The 20,955-nt window shown below is 36.8% G+C and carries 22 protein-coding genes and 2 tRNA genes; 12 read left to right on the top strand and 12 right to left on the bottom strand.

Features of this window, described 5'->3' with window-relative positions; genetic code table 11:
• A partial coding sequence (locus tag JIV24_RS12885; RefSeq protein WP_200465463.1) for a helix-turn-helix domain-containing protein occupies window positions 1–398 on the top strand: 398 nt, incomplete at its 5' end.
• Window positions 399–504: 106 nt separating this feature from the next.
• Here the strand turns inward: JIV24_RS12885 and JIV24_RS12890 are convergent.
• The 5 genes from JIV24_RS12890 to JIV24_RS12910 form a co-directional block, all read right to left on the bottom strand.
• A complete protein-coding gene (locus tag JIV24_RS12890; RefSeq protein WP_200465464.1) occupies window positions 505–1,440 on the bottom strand; it encodes a HipA domain-containing protein in 936 nt (311 codons plus the stop codon).
• Window positions 1,433–1,765 (bottom strand): HipA N-terminal domain-containing protein, encoded by a 333-nt coding sequence (locus tag JIV24_RS12895; RefSeq protein WP_234445826.1) that lies wholly within the window; start codon window positions 1,763–1,765, stop codon window positions 1,433–1,435. The genes JIV24_RS12890 and JIV24_RS12895 overlap by 8 nt, the downstream gene beginning before the upstream one ends.
• The gene (locus JIV24_RS12900; protein WP_143299601.1) at window positions 1,765–1,980 is read right to left on the bottom strand and encodes a type II toxin-antitoxin system Y4mF family antitoxin; all 216 of its coding nucleotides are present in this window, start codon (window positions 1,978–1,980) and stop codon (window positions 1,765–1,767) included. The genes JIV24_RS12895 and JIV24_RS12900 overlap by 1 nt, the downstream gene beginning before the upstream one ends.
• A 588-nt stretch (window positions 1,981–2,568) precedes the next feature.
• Window positions 2,569–2,652 (bottom strand) — tRNA-Leu (locus JIV24_RS12905).
• An 87-nt stretch (window positions 2,653–2,739) separates the two neighbouring features.
• Window positions 2,740–4,137, bottom strand: coding sequence for an MFS transporter (locus tag JIV24_RS12910; protein WP_200465466.1), 1,398 nt, complete (start codon window positions 4,135–4,137; stop codon window positions 2,740–2,742).
• Window positions 4,138–4,339: 202 nt separating this feature from the next.
• On the opposite strand from JIV24_RS12910, the gene recO reads away from it, so the two are divergent.
• The 3 genes from recO (at window position 4,340) to JIV24_RS12925 (ending at window position 6,501) form a co-directional block, all read left to right on the top strand.
• Window positions 4,340–5,068 carry a DNA repair protein RecO gene (gene recO, locus JIV24_RS12915; protein WP_200465467.1) on the top strand — a complete coding sequence of 243 codons (729 nt, stop codon included), beginning with the start codon at window positions 4,340–4,342 and terminating at the stop codon, window positions 5,066–5,068.
• Between the two features lie 152 nt (window positions 5,069–5,220).
• The gene (locus tag JIV24_RS12920; protein ID WP_200465468.1) at window positions 5,221–6,363 is read left to right on the top strand and encodes a methionine aminotransferase; all 1,143 of its coding nucleotides are present in this window, start codon (window positions 5,221–5,223) and stop codon (window positions 6,361–6,363) included.
• Between the two features lie 66 nt (window positions 6,364–6,429).
• Window positions 6,430–6,501, top strand: a tRNA-Arg gene (locus JIV24_RS12925).
• A 70-nt stretch (window positions 6,502–6,571) separates the two neighbouring features.
• Here the strand turns inward: JIV24_RS12925 and JIV24_RS12930 are convergent.
• The 5 genes from JIV24_RS12930 to JIV24_RS12950 all read right to left on the bottom strand — a co-directional run bounded on the left by JIV24_RS12930 (window position 6,572) and on the right by JIV24_RS12950 (window position 12,193).
• Window positions 6,572–7,732: a DUF3800 domain-containing protein gene (locus JIV24_RS12930; RefSeq protein WP_200465469.1), complete on the bottom strand. Its 1,161-nt coding sequence runs from the start codon at window positions 7,730–7,732 to the stop codon at window positions 6,572–6,574.
• A 444-nt stretch (window positions 7,733–8,176) separates the two neighbouring features.
• Window positions 8,177–9,751, bottom strand: a complete 1,575-nt coding sequence (locus JIV24_RS12935; RefSeq protein WP_200465470.1) for a phage/plasmid replication domain-containing protein — start codon at window positions 9,749–9,751, stop codon at window positions 8,177–8,179.
• Between the two features lie 70 nt (window positions 9,752–9,821).
• Window positions 9,822–10,109 (bottom strand): helix-turn-helix domain-containing protein, encoded by a 288-nt coding sequence (locus tag JIV24_RS12940; protein ID WP_200465471.1) that lies wholly within the window; start codon window positions 10,107–10,109, stop codon window positions 9,822–9,824.
• 282 nt (window positions 10,110–10,391) lie between these two features.
• Window positions 10,392–10,967 (bottom strand): hypothetical protein, encoded by a 576-nt coding sequence (locus JIV24_RS12945; RefSeq protein ID WP_200465472.1) that lies wholly within the window; start codon window positions 10,965–10,967, stop codon window positions 10,392–10,394.
• Window positions 10,967–12,193, bottom strand: a complete 1,227-nt coding sequence (locus JIV24_RS12950) for a site-specific integrase (RefSeq protein ID WP_200465473.1) — start codon at window positions 12,191–12,193, stop codon at window positions 10,967–10,969. Before JIV24_RS12950 ends, JIV24_RS12945 begins: the two co-directional genes overlap by 1 nt.
• A gap of 469 nt (window positions 12,194–12,662) precedes the next feature.
• On the opposite strand from JIV24_RS12950, the gene JIV24_RS12955 reads away from it, so the two are divergent.
• Complete coding sequence (locus JIV24_RS12955; protein ID WP_200465474.1) at window positions 12,663–13,934, top strand: site-specific integrase; 1,272 nt, start codon at window positions 12,663–12,665, stop codon at window positions 13,932–13,934.
• A 335-nt stretch (window positions 13,935–14,269) separates the two neighbouring features.
• Here the strand turns inward: JIV24_RS12955 and JIV24_RS12960 are convergent, their stop codons facing one another.
• Together JIV24_RS12960 and JIV24_RS12965 are read right to left on the bottom strand one after the other, a co-directional pair.
• Entirely contained in the window at window positions 14,270–14,872 is a 603-nt protein-coding gene (locus JIV24_RS12960) for an RteC domain-containing protein (protein WP_200465520.1), read from the bottom strand.
• 12 nt (window positions 14,873–14,884) lie between these two features.
• Window positions 14,885–15,124 (bottom strand): hypothetical protein, encoded by a 240-nt coding sequence (locus tag JIV24_RS12965; protein WP_200465475.1) that lies wholly within the window; start codon window positions 15,122–15,124, stop codon window positions 14,885–14,887.
• A gap of 281 nt (window positions 15,125–15,405) precedes the next feature.
• On the opposite strand from JIV24_RS12965, the gene JIV24_RS12970 reads away from it, so the two are divergent.
• From JIV24_RS12970 to JIV24_RS13000, 7 genes are all read left to right on the top strand, one after another.
• Window positions 15,406–15,732 (top strand): helix-turn-helix domain-containing protein, encoded by a 327-nt coding sequence (locus JIV24_RS12970; RefSeq protein ID WP_200465476.1) that lies wholly within the window; start codon window positions 15,406–15,408, stop codon window positions 15,730–15,732.
• Window positions 15,733–15,734: 2 nt separating this feature from the next.
• Window positions 15,735–16,379: an ATP-binding protein gene (locus tag JIV24_RS12975; RefSeq protein ID WP_200465477.1), complete on the top strand. Its 645-nt coding sequence runs from the start codon at window positions 15,735–15,737 to the stop codon at window positions 16,377–16,379.
• A 53-nt stretch (window positions 16,380–16,432) separates the two neighbouring features.
• Window positions 16,433–16,744, top strand: a complete 312-nt coding sequence (locus JIV24_RS12980) for a hypothetical protein (protein WP_200465478.1) — start codon at window positions 16,433–16,435, stop codon at window positions 16,742–16,744.
• Window positions 16,745–17,540: 796 nt separating this feature from the next.
• The gene (locus JIV24_RS12985) at window positions 17,541–17,915 is read left to right on the top strand and encodes a hypothetical protein (RefSeq protein ID WP_200465479.1); all 375 of its coding nucleotides are present in this window, start codon (window positions 17,541–17,543) and stop codon (window positions 17,913–17,915) included.
• A gap of 12 nt (window positions 17,916–17,927) precedes the next feature.
• A complete protein-coding gene (locus JIV24_RS12990) occupies window positions 17,928–18,236 on the top strand; it encodes a DUF4134 domain-containing protein (RefSeq protein WP_200465480.1) in 309 nt (102 codons plus the stop codon).
• A gap of 3 nt (window positions 18,237–18,239) precedes the next feature.
• Window positions 18,240–18,560, top strand: coding sequence for a DUF4133 domain-containing protein (locus JIV24_RS12995; RefSeq protein WP_200465481.1), 321 nt, complete (start codon window positions 18,240–18,242; stop codon window positions 18,558–18,560).
• Between the two features lie 6 nt (window positions 18,561–18,566).
• Window positions 18,567–20,954 carry a TraG family conjugative transposon ATPase gene (locus JIV24_RS13000; RefSeq protein WP_200465482.1) on the top strand — a complete coding sequence of 796 codons (2,388 nt, stop codon included), beginning with the start codon at window positions 18,567–18,569 and terminating at the stop codon, window positions 20,952–20,954.
• Window position 20,955: the final 1 nt, after the last annotated feature.

Raw genomic sequence — 20,955 nt, forward strand, 5'->3', positions numbered from 1 at the left:
ATTTCAATAGGCAGCAAGGAACTAAAAGTAATTATAACCGCTGCAATAGTGGTCCAGTTTTGGAACGAAAAGAGCATCAAGAGTTCATATCTAAAGCTATAAAAGTAGTTGAAAATAATATTGATAATTCAGAATTTAATCCAGACAGCTTTGCTCTTGCTGTTGGCTTGAGCAGGATGCAATTACATCGTAAATTAAAGGCTTTATCTGGCCAATCTACAACCTCCTTCGTTAATTCAATAAAGGTGAAGTTTGCCTCAAGAATGTTTGATCAGGGTTGTGACAGAATTCAGGAAGCAATGGATGCTGTTGGCGTCAATAGTCATGCCCATTTTAATAGTATGTTCAAGAAGGTAAAAGGTATGACCGTAGCCGAATATATTTCTAGTAAAAAATAATACTTTCATAAGTAACAGAAGGTAGTATTTAAAAAGCTTTCAAAATAGGCATTAATATAATTATTAGTCTCAGCAAACCCAGGTTTTATAAGACTACCCCTTCAAATCAAACTAAAAGTATATACCTCTCCTCCAAAACCAACTTATATTTCACTTTCATCTCCTCACTTAAAAATGACACTTCAATCCACTTCAATGCCAAAGATTTGTTTTTAATAAAGCGCTTATAAACACTATTTACTTGCTTTTTATTCAAACCAAGATTTTGTCCATATGCATCAAAATAGCTTTTGGTCAGTTTCTTCTTTTTACCTCCAAGTGTCAAAGCTAGTTCTTCTGTATCTTCCGGTAAAACGATGGATACATTGAGCAAATCATAAGCCGGTGCCAACTTCCATGTGTCATTGGTTAAAATCATGGAAAAATTCTTCAGGTGCATATCATTGTTACCAGTAAGGAAACTAAACAATGTTAGCTCAAACAAGAATAGTTTATCCAAAAGCGGATTGGCAGAATAGGCTCCAAGCGCCTTTCCCACTTTTTCCATTGAGCTTTTATACTTATCAAAGGCTTCGGTGATTTGAAACATATCGAGCATGTGTACTTTATCTCCTTTCTCTGTTCTGTCAACGCGTTTGGTAATGTAAGATAATTCACCCGATTGTAAACGAATCAAACTTGATGGCACCACATTTATTCCGAATGTTTCTGCCATTCGCATAGTCAGATGTTCATTGGCTGGCACTTCAGGATAATCTGCTGATGGTGGCTTAAAAATGTAGTTTCCACCTAAAGCACCAACAACTGTTAAACGCTTATCAGCCTTCGTTCCTGCCTCCTCAACCAAACTCATTGATAGCTTGGGCTGCACACCTGGAACTGTAACACTTCGCTCCACCACATCTTTAGCCAATTCTGACATTTGGTCGATTGAATAAGGTAACTCAGGTGGGAATTTTGATCCAAAGAATTTCTGACTACATGCGTCATGGAAGTCGCCTTCTCCATTTATTGGTTGATAACAATATAAACACTTATTCATCTTCTTCAGATATAGGTTCAACACTCACTGCACCAATGCAATTCTGACAGCAGGCTAATAAAAGTCCCATGCGGTCATTCTGATTTATTTTCCAGCTTTTTGAAGCAATCTCCAACAACCAACCCTCAGGAATCAGACCTTCAAAAAATGGGAATAAGCGGCTAGATTTATAGGTCTGCTTGATAACTGGCATAGTAAAGGTTAAAAACTGCTGAGGGCGCTGTTCCACATATTGCTCATCGTAAGTGAATAAGTAATCTCCATCGTCAGTCTCAACTAATAAACCGGCATAGATATCCTGGTAATATATTTTAGCTTGTCTCATCATTTATTAGTTTGAAGTTCCCTTGAATTAACGGGAGCCAGTTCATGACCAAACATGGCCAATACTTGATTAACTCTATCAAGGTTCATATTAGTTTTGCCCTGTTCTATTTTTCGAACCACCGTCAAGGCCACTCCTGCCCGTTCAGCAAATTCCTCTTGCGTCAAATTCACCTCTTTTCGACGTTGTTTTACAAATTCAGCTAATGTCTTCATTATATGCTTTGAGATATAAAAACTGAAATATAGCAATATTATATGCAAAATGATATAATTAATCAACTTTATTATAAATTTATATTTTAATGCATATAATTAGTTGTTGAAATCATTTACTATTCTTTTTATCTTTTCAATCTCCTCTTCGTTTCGCTGAATATTAAAAACTGTATCCAACCTAGCTGAAACTTCAGGCGTTACGACATTTATAGCTTTTAAGTAATTGTACTTTAGACCATTTTCTTTTAATCCTTTATTCTCATAAACCAGATTTGTACCTCCTTTATAAAAACGGTTAGTAAAAAGTGTTCTCGCTACTCTCGATAAACATCAAATTCCAGTTCGAATCTTAGGGAATTAGAGGCTTATTTCCAAGAGTAAACAAAATCTTAACAGGTCAAAATGTATTAGTTACAGAGTTTGCCGAGAACAAACAGGAAAAAATGAGAAAAATAGAGGCTGTTCTCGATATGTTCTCGGTTAACATGCGATTATTTGATGTTTTTTGCCAACCGCAGAGAATAAAAAAAAACGCCTAAAACATTAGTTTTAAGCGCTTTTGGTACTTTTTGGATTTCCTTCCAGTACCCAGAGCCGGGATCGAACCGGCACGATATTGCTATCACTGGTGTTTGAGACCAGCGCGTCTACCAATTCCGCCATCTGGGCAAATACTCTATTGAGCATTTTGCGGTTGCAAAGATAAGTCAAAACCTTTGTTCTGCAAGAAAACTCAATAAAATATTTTTAATTTATTTATACCTCTGAGCTAAGCAACTCTTTCTTAGCATCTAGCTTTTTTGTTACATAACCATAAACAATCAATGCAATGGCCGAAACTGATGCAATAGCGACAAATACAAACCAAATGTAATGGGCATTGTCATAAGCTGTCAATTTCTCCGTGTCACTTAATGTAAGCGGGTCAGGACACCATTTTTCTAATAAGACACCCGACAATCCAAATCCGAGCAGGGAGGATAGAAATGAGTGCAGGTGACTAAATCCGAGATACAATCCCTCCTCACCCTTTGGTGCCTGCAGTGAGAAATATTCCAAAAAGCGTGGTGAGATAAATGACTCAGCTAAGCCTTGAAATCCAATACCTACAATCATCATAAAAGCTACCGGGTGCATATTGACAAAGCCCATTGTTTCGCCACCAATCATATTACCTGCGGCCATAGCGAACGCTGAAACCGGCATAATAAACATTCCGACCGTCATGGAGAACAATGCTGTCTTTTTCCTGAGCCATGAAGTAATCAATCCAACGGTAGTAAACACAACTAATGGATTAACATTGGCATACCACGATGGAGAAGCACCTTCACCGGCCATACGTAAAACATACTTAGGCATTGTTGCATACAACTGGTGCTGTACCATCCAAAATCCTGTGATAATGATAATCAAAATCAGTAAACGGAAGTTAAGAACCACTCTAACAAGAGCCTTCCAGATTTCTTTAATCGACTTACCTTCGCCATGTGTGACACTTGGGCGAAAGAAGAAAATAATAGCAATTAATGCTAACAAGGTCATTCCGGCTGAGAAGTAACTGATATTAATTAATCCCACATTACCCATCGCCTCACGCAAAGGCTTCACTATGGTTTTACCCGAGAATGAACCAATATTTACAATTGTATAGAATATTGAGAATCCAGTTGCACGTGTTGCGGTTGATGTTTCTTTGGCAACTGTACCTGTAATGACCGATTTAATAAAGCTACCTCCTATTATTATCAAAGCCATAATCGGAATGATAATATACTTTTCATTGGCTTCTTTTAGCCCGGTAAACTCAGTTGTAAAACCGTAGGTAGCTAATCCTGCGCCTTCAAGAAACGTAGGGAACACACCCAGACCAAAATAACCTATGGTTAAAAAGCCAAAAGCAACAACTAAGGACTTTTTGAAGCCTATTTTATCGGCATATGCACCGGTAAATGTTGGCAGAAAGTACAATAAAGCACTGAATGTACCTGAAATAAGCGCGGCTTCCACATCACTAAAAGCCAGGATACGTGATAAGTAAAGTGTAATAACAATGAATACACCGTAGTAGGCAGCTCGTTCTAATAACTCAGCAAAGTTAGCTACCCAAAAACCCTTACTGAATCGCTTAAAAAAATTGACAACTCCTGTCATAAGTTAATTGTTAAAGATTTATATATTATAATTTTGTTGCGTCAATGGTAGTAATACTACTAATGGCAAAAATAGTTACTTTCTTATAACCTCATGTACTTTTATTAATATATGAACATATATAGCACATTTAACCCCTCATACCTCAGACAATAAAAGTCCGATATACCCTATATTAACTTTCATTTTATTTTCATTATCAATGATACACGCCACCAAAGGGATAGTTCTCAATCACATTAAATACAAAGAAACCAGCATTATCGTTAATATTTACACCTTACAGTTTGGACGACAGAGTTACATGGTTAACAAAGTACGTACCAAACGCAGTAAGGGCAATACAGTCCTGCTTCAACCATTGACATTACTGGATATGAATGTCTATCATCGCCCAAAATCAGATATCCAACGTATTAAAGACTTTAAAGTGGCTCACCCGCTAAATAGCATCCCTTTTAAGCAAGAAAAACGGGCCATGGCATTTTTTCTTACCGAAATGATGAGCAAGGTATTGATGGAAGAAGAAGAAAACACCGACTTATTCAATTTTATTTACCACAGTATTGAAGTGTTTGATACAGGCATATCAGGGCATTATAATTTTCATTTATTTTTCTTGCTTCATCTTACTCGGTTTCTGGGCTTTGGACCTGACGAAAAAAATGACGAAGCCGGCTACTTCGATTTAATGAATGGCTTTTACTGCTTTGATGAACCTTCGCATGGTTTTAGTTTACATGCCGATGAGCTGAAAAACTGGAGAAAGCTAATGCGAGTTGACATTCAAAATCTAAAAGAATTAAAACTATCGGGTGATGAACGATTCAGGTTGCTGGAAGACCTTCTGGAATATTACAATTTGCACATCGACTCATTGGGCGAGCTTAAATCACTTCCAATCGTCCACCAGCTTTTTCATGATGAATAATTCTTTGGCACGAGGATAGAATCCATTAGTCAAATAATTAAGCACATTGACTGCACAAAACGATTCTTTCCACAAAACAAATCGCATTTTAAAAACTTAATGATTAAATTGAGTTACATAAATACTTTAGCCTGCTTCCTTTAAACATCATCATGAAAATAAACTCGAAGTTTCACAACCTGGAATCCAGTTTCCTGACGAAGATAAACCCATTAATCAGTGAGTTTAACGCTATTAATCTGGCATCGGGCTACACTGGCTTTCACTGTTCTCCAAAACTCATTGAGCTGGTACAGAAACACCTGCAAGAAGGCCTTAACCGCTTTGCCGACTCGGCCGGTGAAATAGAGCTTCGAACAAAAGTTTCTCAAAAGATACAGGCCTTGTATGATAAGGTTTACCAGCCCGAAACAGAAATAACCATTACTGCTGGAGCAGCTCAAGGCATCTATACTGCCATTGCAGCATTAGTTACTGAAGGTGATGAAGTCATTATATTTGAACCTGCCAATGAATATTATGTACCTGCCATTGAGATGAACGGCGGACAAGTACGCACCGTTCCAATGACCGGCAAAGAATACAGTATTGACTGGGAATTAGTGCAACAAATGATTTCCAATAAAACACGGATGATTATTATCAATTCGCCACATGCACCCACCGGATGGACCATGGGTGAAATTGATATGTTGCGCCTCCAGAAAATCATCAATGGCACAAAAATTATTATTCTTAGCGAGGAAACCTTTGAACATATGCTGTTTGATGGCAACCTGCACCAAAGCATCGCCTGCTTTCCTAAGCTGGCCGAACGAAGCGTCATTATATCTTCCTTTGGCGAAACATACCACGTAACCGGATGGCAAATTGGCTACTGCGCCGCCCCTGAAGAAATTATGCGTGAATTTCGCCAGGTACATGAAGCTATAATTCATAGTGTCAACTCCCCTTTCCAAATGGCTATTGCCGACTTTTTAGAATATAAAGATGAGTACAAGAAGCTAAATGCATTTTACCAGAAGAAACGCGATGATTTTTTAAGGATGATGCATGGCTCTAAATTGAAACCCCTGAAATGTTCAGGCACCTTTTTTCAGTTATTTGACTATAGCCAATTAAGCGAAGAGAAAGACCGCGATTTTGTAATTCGTCTGATTAAAGAACACAACGTAGCTACCATGCCTATTAGTGCATTTATTAAGGAGCGCCAGCAACGGCATCACATCAGAATTAACTTTGCCAAACCCGATGAAGAACTTGAAGAGGCTGCAAAACGATTAAAAGGAATTTGATATTTTAAGCATACATTTTCTGATTTCCACAGAAACTATTACATTTGCGACCACTTAATGAGAAACAGTCCCTTAGTTCAACGGATAGAATAGCAGTTTCCTAAACTGTAGATATGGGTTCGATTCCCGTAGGGACTACAAAAAAGCCTGCAATCAATTGATTTGCAGGCTTTTGTATTTTTAAGGTGTCAAATACGGTGTCAAATAATCAATTATTTATTTCCGTATACGTCAAATCAAAAATCTTAGACTTATCTATTTCTAGATTACTTTTATCCAAATTATCAATCTTAAAGTTCAGTAAGGTTAAAATATAATCTGCAAATTCATCCTTGTGGTTTCTACCATTATTTACTTCCGTATTAATTTTTCTATTTAATGCTGCTGTAAATAAATCCACTGCTTGAATGAAAATATTCTTTTCTGAATTGACAGCCTCAAAATCACCTAAATTCAAGCCTTCAATATTTTGCCTATTCAATCTCTCTTTAATATTTTCAAGTCTCAATTTATCACTCCCCTCCTCATCTGCATCTAACCATACCTGAAGCCTTCTTGGCAGAGGCGCACGCCCACTAGAGTTTTCATGAAGAATACCTTTGTTAATGAGATGAAATATTAAATCAGTAATAGCCTCAGATATATTTTTCAAACCATCTCTATTAATAATAATGGCCTTAAATGCAGATGTTGGCATTAATTGAAGAAATTTTAGAAAAAATGTTTTATAGACTTGTAATTTGTTCTTACTCAATTTATTAAAGTGAAATTCGTAATCTATATTTTCTCTTTCTTTCCATTTAATTAATTCGCTAGACGCATTAAGAATTGCAAACCCATCATAATTCCATAAGCTCCCAACAGCAAGGTGTTTTTGTGTCTTTCCTGTTTCATCTATATATATTGAGCACAGAGGTAAATCAACAGGTTTTTCATCTACGGCCTCTTGTCTTTTCTCTTCTTCTAGCTTCCCCCTCTTTTTTTTAACTTTTTCATCAGCTTCAAATAACTTATAGTCATATTGTATTCTGCACCTCTCTCGTATTATCGATGATTGCTTAGTGAGTTCCTTCATCCCACTTTTAGAAATGGCACCTTTTATTATGTGTTTACTTTCAAAAGTAGTCCAATACTGCCATACTAATTCATTATCCGAATTCCTTGCCGAGGAACTATTGTGTAGGATAAACGCCACTTTTTCTCGTAAGTGTTTGATTTCATTAGAAAGAAGTTTATCGAGCATATCTTTCCTCTCCTTTTCTATTCTCAAACGCTTCTTTTCATCTTTGGATAGCTCCACATCTAAATTATCTAATGCCACATCTTCCTGAGTAGCATTAGTTTGGTTTTCTTCGTTAGTTATGGCCATACTTTTAGATTACATGAACTTTTATAACAGAATTAATGCAAAACACCCACTATTCTATAAATATACACATTGTATTCAATCTATCAATGCATGTTAATCTGCACTCTTTCCAATCTCCACACTATCATTAGCTAAATGATTTTTACTTAAACCTATCTTTTAACAATTAAAAACCCCCTTGCTAAAAGCAACAAGGGAATCAAATTATGTCAATAATCTTCACTCATCTGTGTACTACCACATGAACGACAATAATAAAAATACTCTTTATAATCTAAAAAGTCTATAATTTCATCTGGGGTCTCTAACCCTTTAATTGCTAATATATTGCGTTGTACTTCAGTAGGCATCTCATGAAATAAAACTACTTTATATGATACATTACACTTAGTGCATAGCATCGTTTCTGCATTTAAAAATCTATATGAATATTCCATTTGACAATTATTTTAATAGACGATGATACTCTGTAAATTCTTCACTCTTTTCAATTTCCACACTGTCAACAGCCAAGTGATTTTTATTTAAACCAATCTTACATAGAGCATTTATATAATTATACTTCGTACGAGCTGATATGATTTTATGTTGCACCAACTCATCAAAAGAATGTGTTTGCATCAACATAAGAATAGAGTTTATGTAAGTTTCAGAAATACGAGATTTGCGCTCTTTATCGCCTTTAGGCAAGTTCTTATTATACTTCTCTACATCCTTGTTATATGCAATAATCCTTTTAGTGGTATCAGTAAACTTATCCATTGAACTAATACGAAACTCTTCTTTAAAATTGAGAAATACTTTGAACATTTCATCCAATACCTCTTTTGAAAACAGGGCATCTTTCGGTAAATTGAAATTTCCTTTATCATCTTTTAAGCATAATTCTAATGATTCATTATCTTGCCTATCCCGTTCTGATATAGCCAATCTAAAAGAATTACTACGATTAAGAATCTTACCGTAAATTTTATGATGCACTCGCTTTTCTGGTGATAATCTTCTAAGTTCTGTTTCGAGCTGATAAATACTTTCACCTTTTAAACGTCGTTCATTAATTTTCTTAACTACCTTATCTACTTCTTTAAAATCCTTCTGGGCTTGATTCCATCTAGGGCAATCTTTTGCAAAAAGATTCTTTTTATACAGGTAGCTTATGTATGAATTTTTGAAAGTAATTTCGTAGCGCAAAATACGATTTGCAGTATCTTCTAATCCCTCGCGAATCATAATCCCGTCTTTATATTTGCTTTCAACTTCAAAATGCTCTTTTCCTAGCTTTTTATTCATTGCTAAATGATGCTTCCGTTCGCCCTTTGAGCTTTTATATTCAGAGCCTTTGTGATATATTTTGGCGGCATACCTACCATTACTAATAAAAATGGATGTTCCCCAATCCACTTTGTTTTTTGTTGTCCTTTTTAGGTACTTCTTTTTAATACGCTTCTGATAATCAAGATACTTTAAAGAATCCTCTTCACTCTTAAAATATTGGTTGTAACATATGTCTAAACGTGCTATTTCAATATCTTCATTGGCAATTTCAATCCCTTTAAACCAATCATTAATAAATGAATCAATAAAAGCCATTAATCGCTCATAAGTCTTCTCAACATTAAATTCTAGAGAATCTAAATCATCATTATTGTAGTTGTGCTCTTCATGCTTATGAGGTACAAATTGCATGATATTAGTTCCGTAAACGTATTTAGGAATCGAGAAATTCATTTCCACAAAATCCCTATCAACCCTTATACTATAAGCCAAATAATAGTGGGATGATGTAAGTGTCTTATTTCGGTAAATACTAAAGGTGTTGCCCGTATCGGAATAATGCATCTGTTTGACTTGTAAAAAACGGTCATTACTTATTTCCCCTGTTTCATAATCAACAGCTTCTTTATCATGCGGACTATCTAAAATAGTTGTTGAATTTCCTTCTCCTTCTTTTCTTAGTGATTCAATAACCTTTGGGTATTGATGTATATTTTTAATTCTTAATACTATTGTGTCTATCATCTCTAATCCTCCCTAGCGTGAGTGAAAATCTTGCACAGGTTCTGCTATGTTATAAGCTCGCAGAAGTCCTTTACTTGATTGCCTCAACTTTTAAATGGTTAACTAAATCGGATTTGCTGAATAGAATTCTTCTACCTACTTGGTGATAAGGAACTAGGTTTTTCCTTTGATAGTGGTAAAGTGATGTAAGTGAACAGCCAAGAAATTGACTAGCTTCTTCACGTGACAGCATTTTGTCATCTTTGGCGGTTGTGCTTTGTGGCGAACTTATAGCATTAAGTTCTTCTTGAATTGTTTCTTTTAGTAGAGTTCTAATCTCTTCTTTAAACTCTTGTGTTAATGTAAATTCCAACTTCATAATGAATCAATTTTTAAAATTATTTTGATTCAAAAGTCTATCTGAAATCATGCTTGGGGAGGGTTAATTGGGTACCCCCAAGAGACATAAACACTAAATAACAAAACTGAAATTAATTATGTGCATTACTCGTTAGGCGAAGCACTAACTCGAACGTAAACAGAAATTTAGGTGCATGACAGAGGCCAGCCCTTCTTTGTGGCCTACCTTCGGTTTAATGCAATAACGCAAGAGGTTGTTTAGGGGAAGGGCAAGACGTAGAAAGATGCTTATTGTAGGTGTTTAATGTTCGTTAAAAGTCTTAAGGTCATTTTTCAACTTTTCGATATCCTCTTTTACTAAGTTAATGCCTTCTATAAAACCAACCTCCTGCAATTGCTCTTTGACAATTTCCAAATCTTTAATTAAGGCTTTGGTAGCTCTCCCACTTTTGTCATCGCCTCTTTTATCTGGTTGACCTAAACGCTTTCGTACTTCACCGTAATCTCTTCCACTAAGGAATTGTATAAACTTTGCATCTACTGTATTACTTGCTGAGCGTGGAAATCTTTTTGCTTCTCTTAAATAATAAAAAGCTAAGGCAACTTGCTTGGTTGTGCCTTGATTGGTCGCTTTAACGGTATTTTGTTGTTTTTTATTATCGAGGTACTCAACGGCATATTCAAGAAGTTGTATTTCCTTAAAGAAACGATTTGTTCGCTTTGGTCCACCCCAAATTTTCTTATTCCTCAACTCATTATACCTCTTCCGAATTTCTTCTTCGACATCATAATTAAGTTCTCTACCTTCTTCTTTTGCTTGTTGCTCCAGGCGTTCTTTTCTGAGTTCGTAATCCTTAATAACAATAGGTGCATCCATTATCCAAATACTTTATCCATTTCATTTTTCTTATGCTCATCCACCACTTTAAAATAACGTTTAAAGACTTTGAAATCTTTGTGTGTTGTGATATCCATTATCACTTCTGTTTTCATGCCTTTTTCAAGTGCATTAGTGATAAACGTTTTTCGAGCAATATGCGAAGTTAATATTTCACACTTATCCACAATGGATTCCTCGCGTTTTGCCCCCTTGTAAGTAACAATTTGCACAGGTGCGTTTAATTCAGCTAAACGGCCTAATTCTTTTAAATAATCGTTGAATTTTTGATTGCTAATTTCTTCAAACACATTGCTCTCTTTTGCCTTGTACTGCTTGTAAATGGAACGTGAATATTGATTTAAAGGAATGGAGCAAGGAGTGCTTGTTTTTATTGTAATAATATTGATGTAATCACTTTCTACATTTTCATGTTTGAGATTCATAATATCAGAGAAACGCATACCAGTAAAACAACCAAAACAAAATATGTCTCTAACCTTTCTAAGACGGTCATTTTTTGAAAGGTCGTAATTATTTAAGTGCATTAGTTCATCCCAAGTCAAAAAGTAAATTTGCCCCTCATTTGATGCATTTTTAAACTTAAGGTAAACAGTGTTTTTATTGTAGTTTTTCTCAGTAGCCCAATTGAGAAACGTTTTTAACTTCTTTATGTCTTTTGCAATGGTGCTATTGGCTAAGTTTTTCTCATTAAGCAAGTAATCAACATACTTTTCATGAAATGAATTATCAATTGTATTGTACTCAAGATTAAACTTCGTGTCTTTAATAAACTCTTCTAAATGGCTTAAAGTTGTTTGATAGCTCTTTATTGTGTTAGGCTTCTTACTATTTTTAGATACCTCTATGTATTCTTTAAAATGAGGTAGTATTCCATCCGAATCAACACGATTTAAATAATCGTTGATTAACTCCTTTATCTTCTCAATGTGGATTATTTCTCCAGCCATTAAAAGTTTGTTGTACTCATCTTCAACATAGTTGGCAAGCGTATCGAGAAATGCGTTTAAAGTACCAGCATTGGCATATTGTGGTTTTGCTCTTTGCTTCTTAGGTAACCAATTCTTTTCTTCAATACGTTTACCTATGTAGTGGCGTAATCTATTACCCTTATGGCTTAGTATTAAAAATATCTGAAATGGCTTATCTGTTTTGGCAGATTTCTTAAGGTTGAATTTAACGAGCTTGTTAGTTTGGTATTTCATAGCCTATTTATAAAGTGGTGTCAAATGTGGTGTCAAATTTTGATTAATTCATTTAACGTTTTTGAACCCTTGTTAAAGTTCAAATATAGCTATTCCTTTATACATAGGGGTTTTGAGAAGCATATTAATTTTAACGAAAGTACGTTAAAGGATATTTTTTGTTCCCGTAGGGACTACTTTCTAGGGTAACAAACAGAAATAGTGGCTTGTGAATCTATTGATTTTCAAGCCTTTCTGTTTTTATCGACTAACACATGGCTACATATAACAGCAATATACTGGTGTGAAATTCGGTGACACCAAATTTTATTTAACTTGTGTTACACCAGACACCCCTCTATCAATTGCTTCCATTGAGCTTGAGCTGTGTCGCACAAATATTATTAAATAGTACTATCTAGTGTCTTTTGGTCGTAAATGATTGCCTTTTCTACTAGAGGCGAGGTATTAACTTTTAAAATCTTTTATCATGAGCAACCAACAAACATTTGCCGTCCTATTCTTTTTTAGAGCAAAAAGAAATAACAAGAGTTATGGAACCATCTACATTCGTGTCACTGCGAATGGTCTAAGAACCGATTTCACCTCAAACCTTGATTGCAAAAAAACTGAATGGGATTCTAAGAAAGGACACTTTAAAGGGACATCAGTAGAAAGCAAAACCAACAATCTAATGTTGGAACAAGTAAAAGCTAAGCTAATTTCTATTTTTCAACAAGAAAGATTAATGGATGACTTCTTAACACCACAGGTAATAAGACAAAAATTCATTGGCGATGAGCAGGAGAACTACAGCCTTAGAGAACTCATTGAGTATCATCTCGACAGTCATCAAGACACCTTAGAGCCATGTACATTAAAATACTATAGAACCACCCGAAACTATCTATATGCATTTCTGGAAAAAAGAAAAAACATTCATGACATTTCACTATCGAAAATTGACTTTCGGTTCCTTACTGATTTTGAAGCATTTCTCTGGCAATATCAGCCGCTTGATCTTGGTGTAAGAAAATTGGCCCATAATACAATTATGAAACATTTAGCACACTTACGAACGATAATAAACCTAGCTATAAAGTTAGGGTGGATGGAAAAATATCCTTTCAAATCATATAAGATTAGTTATAAACAAAGCAAGCGAACCTACTTAACGATGTATGAACTACAAAGAATTGAAAACAAAAGATTCACCTTTGACCGTCTGCAGTTAACCAAAGATTTATTTATTTTCTCGTGCTATACTGGCTTAGCTTATAGCGACATTAAATTACTGACCAAAGACTCAGTAATTATCGGGATTGATGGGGGTAATTGGATTAATAGCTCTCGTAAAAAAACTGATACAATCCTTCAGATTCCATTGTTACCGGTCGCTGCTGAATTAGTACATAAATACGAAGACCATCCAGTTTCACAAGTGAAAAATAAACTTTTCCCAGTTCCATCTAACCAAAAGATTAATGCCTACTTGAAAGAGATTGCTGAAATTTGTGAGATTAAAAAGCACCTCACTTTTCATATGGCTCGTCATACTTTCGCTACAACGATCACCTTAAGCAATGGGGTACCCATAGAAACAGTGAGCAAGGTTCTTGGTCATAATCGGATAGCCACAACTCAAATATATGCCAAGGTCTTAGAAAACAAAATAAGCCAAGACATGATGGAACTTCGTACTAAATTAAATGTCAACACTGAAAATTCCATTGTATCAACAACAAAAATAAAGCTGAGCTAGTTTCTGTAAAAAAAGTCATGATAAAGACTGACATACGTTTATTAAATCATAAATGAAGATGCAAAGTTAGTGACCGCAAATAAATAGGAGTTTTTCAATCGATTCGAGTGACTATGCAATATCTTTGCATTGATAACTTTACGGTTTTCAAAAAATCAGAATACCCCACTACTGAAAAGTTTGTAGTGGGGTTTTTAATATAGTTAGCTGCCTTTTTGTAGCAAGGTTATATGCTGCTAGTTTCAAATAAGCCACCTTTAAATATTTAATAGGTGGCCTAAATCAAACGTTGTGTAAAATACTATTTGCCTATTTCATCCCATTAATAAGCCGTATCACTTCAAACTCTTCTTCCACAACTTAATGATGCAATCTCTTAATTGCTCCATAAAAGCAGCTGGTTTTTCACGTCCTTTGATCTCCATGAAGGTTTTATAGATGCGTAAATCATCGATATTGAATAGCAAACCAAAATATTTTGCCAATTCATTTATATTCACGTTTCCCATGTTGATTACACCTGAGTGTTTGAGTGCATAAATAAGTTCCACGGCTTCCACTTTAGTCCCTGTCCAATTGAATGGACTCTTTTTCATGATTTCTTCCATGGATCGTGCGTTTCTGTTGTTTGCCATATCCAACTCATCAATCTCTTTGGCCAGGTATTCAATAACCATATCTTTTGCTCTGAATTCAGCGAATAAATAATCCTTACTTGTTGCAAATTCACTGTCGAGCATTGAGTAAGGGTGGTAATTGTAATCCTTGGGTCTCAGGTTGCAGCGTATGAAAGCTTGCTGATCGTACTTATCATCTTTGCTTTGATAGTAGTAGTAACAATTGTTTTTATCCTTTAGAAAATTACTGAATTCTATATGCGTATTCACCAAATAACGCCTGATAATGGGATACAGTTTTTTAGGCCTCTCGTTTTCGATCTTCTGTAAATATTAGAAATAAAGGAAATGACCCACAATGGTAGGTTTAACTGTTTTAAAGAAAAAAACTTCATCTTCATCATTTTGGATGCAGCCCTTGTACACTTTCTCCCTTAGCTGGCGAAGGTAAACCTGACAAAGGCGCATTGCTTTTTCAATATCAGGTAGGGGATTTGGTTGTGTGATATGAATGGCGTTAATCTTAATTTTAAACTGTTCAATCACCTCAAGGCATTCGTTGTGTTGTTTCATAGATTTAGTTTAAAAGTTATCGTATGAAGAAAGTTATGACGAATTTTGATGAAAACACATCTAGCATAGTTGATGCAAATGAATAATATGATTAACGATTCATTTTACTTGATGTAGCCGCTATATTTATACATGAATTATGGATATTTTATGATTTGCGTTGATGACAATTGTTTTTATGTATCATTTAGTTTAAATAAAATCAGTCAGGACTACCGAGTAACTACCGAGAGGTAACTGTTCTAATTTCAGATATTTGTTATTCCACTAATATTATTGTTATGGCTCGTAATACAATAAAAACGACACCCGAAGGAACAGTCTCCTTTGATGACTTGTACGAATTACGTAGTGATCTGCTGCGAGAAATTGAAGGATTAAAGAACAACGATCGTTTTAACCGCAAATGGCTGCGTAGTTTTGAAGTGATGCAGCTCTTAAATATTTCAGCCGGCACATTGCAAAACATGCGTTTTAAAGGAGTGCTATCCTATTCAAAGGTCAATACGATGATTTTTTATGATTATGAAGAAATACTCAAGCTTTTTGAGAAAAATCGCATCAATATCAAAGAGAAAATGGAAGAAATAACACGCAGAAGAAGATAGTTATGTCTTCAAGGGATAAAAATATCCGTTGGCTTCAGGACGGTTGGATACATTATAGCTTTCAAACCTCACTTGAATGGTTGGACTGTCAGGGTAAGAAACAGTTTGGTGCTCACTTTTCCATTCATAAAAATAGACAAGACATTCTTTATAAGCTGTTGGTATATGCTATCGGGGATATTGAAAACATGAAGAGAAAAGGTTTAAATCCTAAAAAGGGACTCTTGGTGTACGGAGCTTCTGGTGTGGGAAAGAGTCAGTTATTAATGCTGCTTAATTATTTCTTTCCGCCACAGAAGAGATTTAAGCTTCAGTCAGCACGCGAAGTCAGCTTTGCATTTATTCGCCATGGGTATAAGCTACTTAGTCAATACACCACAGGATCATATGGCTATTATCAGCAGCACTACTTACCTAAGGTCTATTGTTTTGATGATGTTGGACAAGAGCGACCGATCCATTATTTTGAAAACGAATGTGATGTATTGAAAGAGATTGTATTATCACGTTACGATCATTACCTTAAAAAAGGCATGGTTACGCATTTATTAACAGAATTCACACCAGATGAACTAGGCCAACGATATGGAAAGCGTTTTCAAAGGCGAATAGAAGAGATGTGTAACATTATTCATCTGGAAGAGTAAATACTCAGTAAGAAATAGGTTTTAGATTATAACATTAATCGTATTTTTAGGGCATGAATAACGAAGATAGCCGTATCTCAGTATTGGTGAATCTACATCTGAGGGCATTAAACAAAAAGGCCGAATTAGTGATGCTTTCCCTTCATATTAAACCCGTACAGGATGATATGCAAATTTTTGTGTTAACGCCTGAAAAGCTTGATTTTCATTTGGAACAACAATATCAAGATGCAAAGTATAAACTGGAATTACAATCTGGCAAATCCATCTCAGTATACATTTACCATCAACACGATTGGCATCAACAGTTTGCTAATACACCTATTTACAAGAAAGTTCAGGAAGAAGGAATACGTATTTACTAAATGAACTTTAAGATCCATGCCCAAGAGCACAACTGAAAAAACAATAAGGACTAGTATCTAGAATTAAACGTGATAGTTTTCTTTTTCACTTAAGCTCTTGTTCCCACAAGCCTGCCCAATTATTAGCATAACAGGCGAATCGGTGTCCAAAACCTGCCTGAACCCATCCTAACCTAGGTTTTGTCCACCTCTTTGCCTGACATGCTTCCTTGTTGTTTATCTTCAATTACTCTCTCCGTTTGTACATTGGAAATCGTTTAAAACCAGCCCAATAAAAGGTTTTTAAGCCATGCATTTCTATTTCGCAAACGCGAAGCTGTTATCGGGATCAACATCTGCAAAAGTGTTCGGCATAAACCCATCGCACTTGATGCGCATTGGAGTCGTCTGATGGCAAAACCAATGCTTGTTTTTCAGGAATTTTACTAAGGGGTGTAAAGCTTATTGGAGTTTATCAAACAAGCATCCATTTTGCCCATCAAGCATGTAATGCCCATCAATATCTACCCGAGCATTTATTCCGCTTCCTTTTGCATATAGTTTCTCCCTAATTAATAAAGTGGCTTAAGCGAATAAAAATGCCTCATATAATTATGTATGCAAGAGTAGTATCTCCTGTAAAGGTGAAAAAAAGCAAAAACTCAAGCCCATCAAATAGGAGCATATAGGAGCATATAAGACCAATGTTAAGAAAATGTATCAGGACTCCTGTATAGCTCATGACCTTGCTATCTCTGCATGTATCAACTTTGTAGTGTCATTAATTACAGTTGGCAATTACGAAAAAATAATCATCATGTTCGGATTAGAAACTATTTCTCACTGGCATTTTATAAAGGCATTGGCCTTATGTCTAATTGGCTATTACGTGATCGTTATCCTCTATTTGAAATTGCGGCATATCCAGACTACTGACAAGATGAGCTTTGAGCAGCAGGCAACTTCTCTTACAAATAAAGAACCTGTTCATAAGGTGAGGGCATCGGATTATCCATCCGAGGAAATTAATCTGAGTGAACAAGATACGGAAGGCTTAAGAGCCTGCATGGATGAGGAACCTGACTATAGTGGTTATGCCTTAGAGCATATGACGAATAAAAAGTTACCTAATAAAGAGGCCTTTCTCAATAGCATTGAATACGAAATACAGCAAACAAAATCGAATACTTAAATCATCAAGACCATGAAAAAAACAAACACACTTCAAAAAGGCTTATTACTTGCCGTGCTTATTGCCAATGCAACATTGAAGCTACTGGCCCAATCATCCCAAGGCATAACCCAGGCCACGTCCGAGGTGCAATCTTATGTGGATCCGGTGGCCAACCTAATCATTGCCATAGGTGCCGTTGTTGGTCTCATCGGTGGTATTCGGGTCTACATAAAATGGCAAAGCGGTGACCAAGATACACAGAAAGCTCTGATGGGCTGGTTCGGAGCCTGCCTCTTTCTGATTTTGGTCGGCGTTGTGATAAGAGCCTTTTTTGGCTAGGATATGAAGGGCAAACAATTGTATCGTATCAGCAAGGTAGATACACGCATCTATGTCAAAGGCTTTAGTGGTGTACTTGTGTACAAAGCCCTGTACGCTATTTTATCAGCCTTGGGCGGATTCGTGCTTCTCTACCTGCTGACCAGCCCTTACATCGCCATCCTGGTTATTGTGCCAATTCTTCTGATGGTTCTCTATCGACTTAATTGGATACAACAAACCTTAGGCCCCGATGGCTACCGGAAACGCCAAAGTGCCAACAAGCTACCTGATTTTATCACTATTAAGCAAGCAGTCAACACCCTTATTCAGCATAATCAATAGTTTACCATGAACGTAAAAAGCATACAAGAGACCCTGCCCGTATTGGGTTTTGACGGCGATGTGATGCTGTCTCAAAACTTGGATATGACCATTGGCTTGAAGTTACAACTACCCGAATTGTTGTCCTGCAGTGATGAGCACTTACAAAACTTACATGCTGCTTTTCGTCGCCTGATCGCCATGCTGCCGGCGGGTACTTTGCTTCATCGTCAGGATCTATTTTTGCAAGAGCCCTTTAACGCTAAAGACGCAGCCGCTAACTCATCCTATTTGTCAAATGCTTACTTGAATCACTTTGAAGGACGCAAGCAACTCAAGCATGAAGCCTATCTGTTTATCTCCTTGCTCAATAAGGGACTTTTGAAAAGCTACTTAAATGGCAGCTTGCTGCATCCTCATACGCAAAAAAAGAAAGCCAACCATCAGAAAGAACAACTGGAAGAAGTGAGGGATAATGTACGTGCCCAACTAAAACAGGTTGGCATTGAGAGTGAGTTACTCAGCAAGGAGGCACACATTAACTTGCTGCAAAACTATCTTAGCATGAATTTTCAAAAGAACACAAGCTTGTTGGGCAGCCTGGATTTTCGTGATCACCTCAAAGTGATGAACCATTTTGTGGAATGCTATAGTCTGAGTGACTATAATCATTTACCCACAGAGGTTAGTTGTAGTGTGGAGCATCCATCCACCAAACTACCCGTTTCGATGGTGTATCCACTGACTTTTAACCTACCATTTTCCCATATTACTAATTGCTTTATCTATGTGGGCAATCAAAACAGCATCAAAGCGCAGTTGGAAAATGCGCAAAAGAAAATCTACTCACTCTCTAAATTCTCCACGGAGAATAAACTGAATGCCGAGCTCATCAGTTGTTTTCTGGAAACGGTTCAACAAGGCGGAGACCCAATTGTACAGATGCATTTTAACCTGATGCTCTTTGATGAGAGTTTGCAAGGGCTAAAGCACCGGCGCAGCGCAGCGGCCACCGCCTTTTCACAGATGAACTGCCTGCCCTATCGTCATAGCTTTGATCTGCCCCTGATGTATTGGGCGAGTATGCCTGGCAGTACTCAGCTGCCCGAAACAGAATTGATGCTGATGCAAGCGCCGGAAGCCAGCTGTTTTATCAACTATGAGGGAGGTATTCAAAGCAGTGAATCACCTTTTTACATACATTTCTCCGACCGTCTGAACGGCTGTCCAGTGAAAGTGGATATATCCGACGAGCCCATGGAGAAGCACCACATCCACAACCGCAATAAAATTATCATTGGTGGTTCCGGATCGGGCAAATCCTTTTTGACCAATCACCTACTAAGGCATTATGCAGAGAGTGATAATTGCCATGTGGTTCTCCTGGATGTGGGACGCAGCTATGAACTTTTGGTGCGCTACCTCAAAGACTACCTTAAAGATAAAGGAGGGGCCATGTTGGTGGAGTTCACCGATGAGCAGCCCATCTCCTTTAATCCTTTTGTGCTGACCGATGGACTGTGCACTGAGCGCAAGCAAACCATTTTGTCGGTGCTCTACACCATCTATAAACCCAATCTATCCGAGGTTGATAAAGATGTGATTGCCCAATCCCTGACGGCCTATTATAAGAAGCACAATGGTAATCACAGCTTCAACAACTACTATGAGTTTAGCCAAGAGTGGATACCGCTCTTAGTGAAAGACAAAGGCCTCATGTTTAATGTGGGCGAGTACTTTTTCATTCTGAGTAAATACTATGAAGGAGGAGAGTACGACTATTTGCTTAATAAACAGATGCAGACCGATGAATTCTTTCGTTGTCCCTTTATTGTTTTTGAATTGGATAATATCAAAGACCACCCGGTGATCTTTCCGGTGGCCACACTGATTATCATCGACATATTTATGCAGAAGATGCGTCTTTTGAAAGGCACACGCAAGGTCATCTGCATCGAGGAAGCCTGGAAAGCCATTGCCACACCTCAGATGGCCGATTACATCAAGTATTTTTTCAAGACTATCCGTAAATTTTTTGGTGAAGCTATGGTGGTAACACAGGAAATAGAAGATGTACTGTCCAGCCCCATCATCAAGGATGCCATTATTAACAATGCCGACACCAAGATTTTATTGGACATGCGCAAGTTTACCAATAAGTTTGAACGCATTAGCCAGGTGCTGGGCCTGACGGACTTTCAGAAAGAGCAGATACTGTCGGTTAATCGCCACCTGCCCACAAACCGTAAGTTGAAAGAATGCTTCGTTGGCCTGGGTAGCTACTCACGAGTCCTGGCATTGGAAGTGAGTCGACAGGAATATCACTGTTACACCTCAGAGGAAAAAGAGAAAGAAGCCATTAAACAGCAATTAGCCTGCTATGACAATTTTATTGAACTACTAAAAAACGTATAAG

It is taken from the genome of Carboxylicivirga marina, from assembly GCF_016612505.1.
In the GTDB taxonomy this organism is placed as follows: Bacteria; Bacteroidota; Bacteroidia; order Bacteroidales; family Marinilabiliaceae; genus Carboxylicivirga; species Carboxylicivirga marina.

Bases quoted from the DNA above. Each gene is read 5' to 3' on its own strand.
- JIV24_RS12970 (WP_200465476.1), top strand. From the start codon at position 15,406: ATGGCTCGTAATACAATAAAAACGACACCCGAAGGAACAGTCTCCTTT.
- JIV24_RS12895 (WP_234445826.1), bottom strand. From the start codon at position 1,765: ATGAGACAAGCTAAAATATATTACCAGGATATCTATGCCGGTTTATTA.
- JIV24_RS12900 (WP_143299601.1), bottom strand. From the start codon at position 1,980: ATGAAGACATTAGCTGAATTTGTAAAACAACGTCGAAAAGAGGTGAAT.
- JIV24_RS12950 (WP_200465473.1), bottom strand. From the start codon at position 12,193: ATGAAATACCAAACTAACAAGCTCGTTAAATTCAACCTTAAGAAATCT.
- JIV24_RS12940 (WP_200465471.1), bottom strand. From the start codon at position 10,109: ATGAAGTTGGAATTTACATTAACACAAGAGTTTAAAGAAGAGATTAGA.
- JIV24_RS12920 (WP_200465468.1), top strand. From the start codon at position 5,221: ATGAAAATAAACTCGAAGTTTCACAACCTGGAATCCAGTTTCCTGACG.
- JIV24_RS12930 (WP_200465469.1), bottom strand. From the start codon at position 7,732: ATGGCCATAACTAACGAAGAAAACCAAACTAATGCTACTCAGGAAGAT.
- recO (WP_200465467.1), top strand. From the start codon at position 4,340: ATGATACACGCCACCAAAGGGATAGTTCTCAATCACATTAAATACAAA.
- JIV24_RS12980 (WP_200465478.1), top strand. From the start codon at position 16,433: ATGAATAACGAAGATAGCCGTATCTCAGTATTGGTGAATCTACATCTG.
- JIV24_RS12965 (WP_200465475.1), bottom strand. From the start codon at position 15,124: ATGAAACAACACAACGAATGCCTTGAGGTGATTGAACAGTTTAAAATT.
- JIV24_RS12890 (WP_200465464.1), bottom strand. From the start codon at position 1,440: ATGAATAAGTGTTTATATTGTTATCAACCAATAAATGGAGAAGGCGAC.
- JIV24_RS12975 (WP_200465477.1), top strand. From the start codon at position 15,735: ATGTCTTCAAGGGATAAAAATATCCGTTGGCTTCAGGACGGTTGGATA.
- JIV24_RS12945 (WP_200465472.1), bottom strand. From the start codon at position 10,967: ATGGATGCACCTATTGTTATTAAGGATTACGAACTCAGAAAAGAACGC.
- JIV24_RS12985 (WP_200465479.1), top strand. From the start codon at position 17,541: ATGTTCGGATTAGAAACTATTTCTCACTGGCATTTTATAAAGGCATTG.
- JIV24_RS13000 (WP_200465482.1), top strand. From the start codon at position 18,567: ATGAACGTAAAAAGCATACAAGAGACCCTGCCCGTATTGGGTTTTGAC.
- JIV24_RS12910 (WP_200465466.1), bottom strand. From the start codon at position 4,137: ATGACAGGAGTTGTCAATTTTTTTAAGCGATTCAGTAAGGGTTTTTGG.
- JIV24_RS12995 (WP_200465481.1), top strand. From the start codon at position 18,240: ATGAAGGGCAAACAATTGTATCGTATCAGCAAGGTAGATACACGCATC.
- JIV24_RS12990 (WP_200465480.1), top strand. From the start codon at position 17,928: ATGAAAAAAACAAACACACTTCAAAAAGGCTTATTACTTGCCGTGCTT.
- JIV24_RS12955 (WP_200465474.1), top strand. From the start codon at position 12,663: ATGAGCAACCAACAAACATTTGCCGTCCTATTCTTTTTTAGAGCAAAA.
- JIV24_RS12935 (WP_200465470.1), bottom strand. From the start codon at position 9,751: ATGATAGACACAATAGTATTAAGAATTAAAAATATACATCAATACCCA.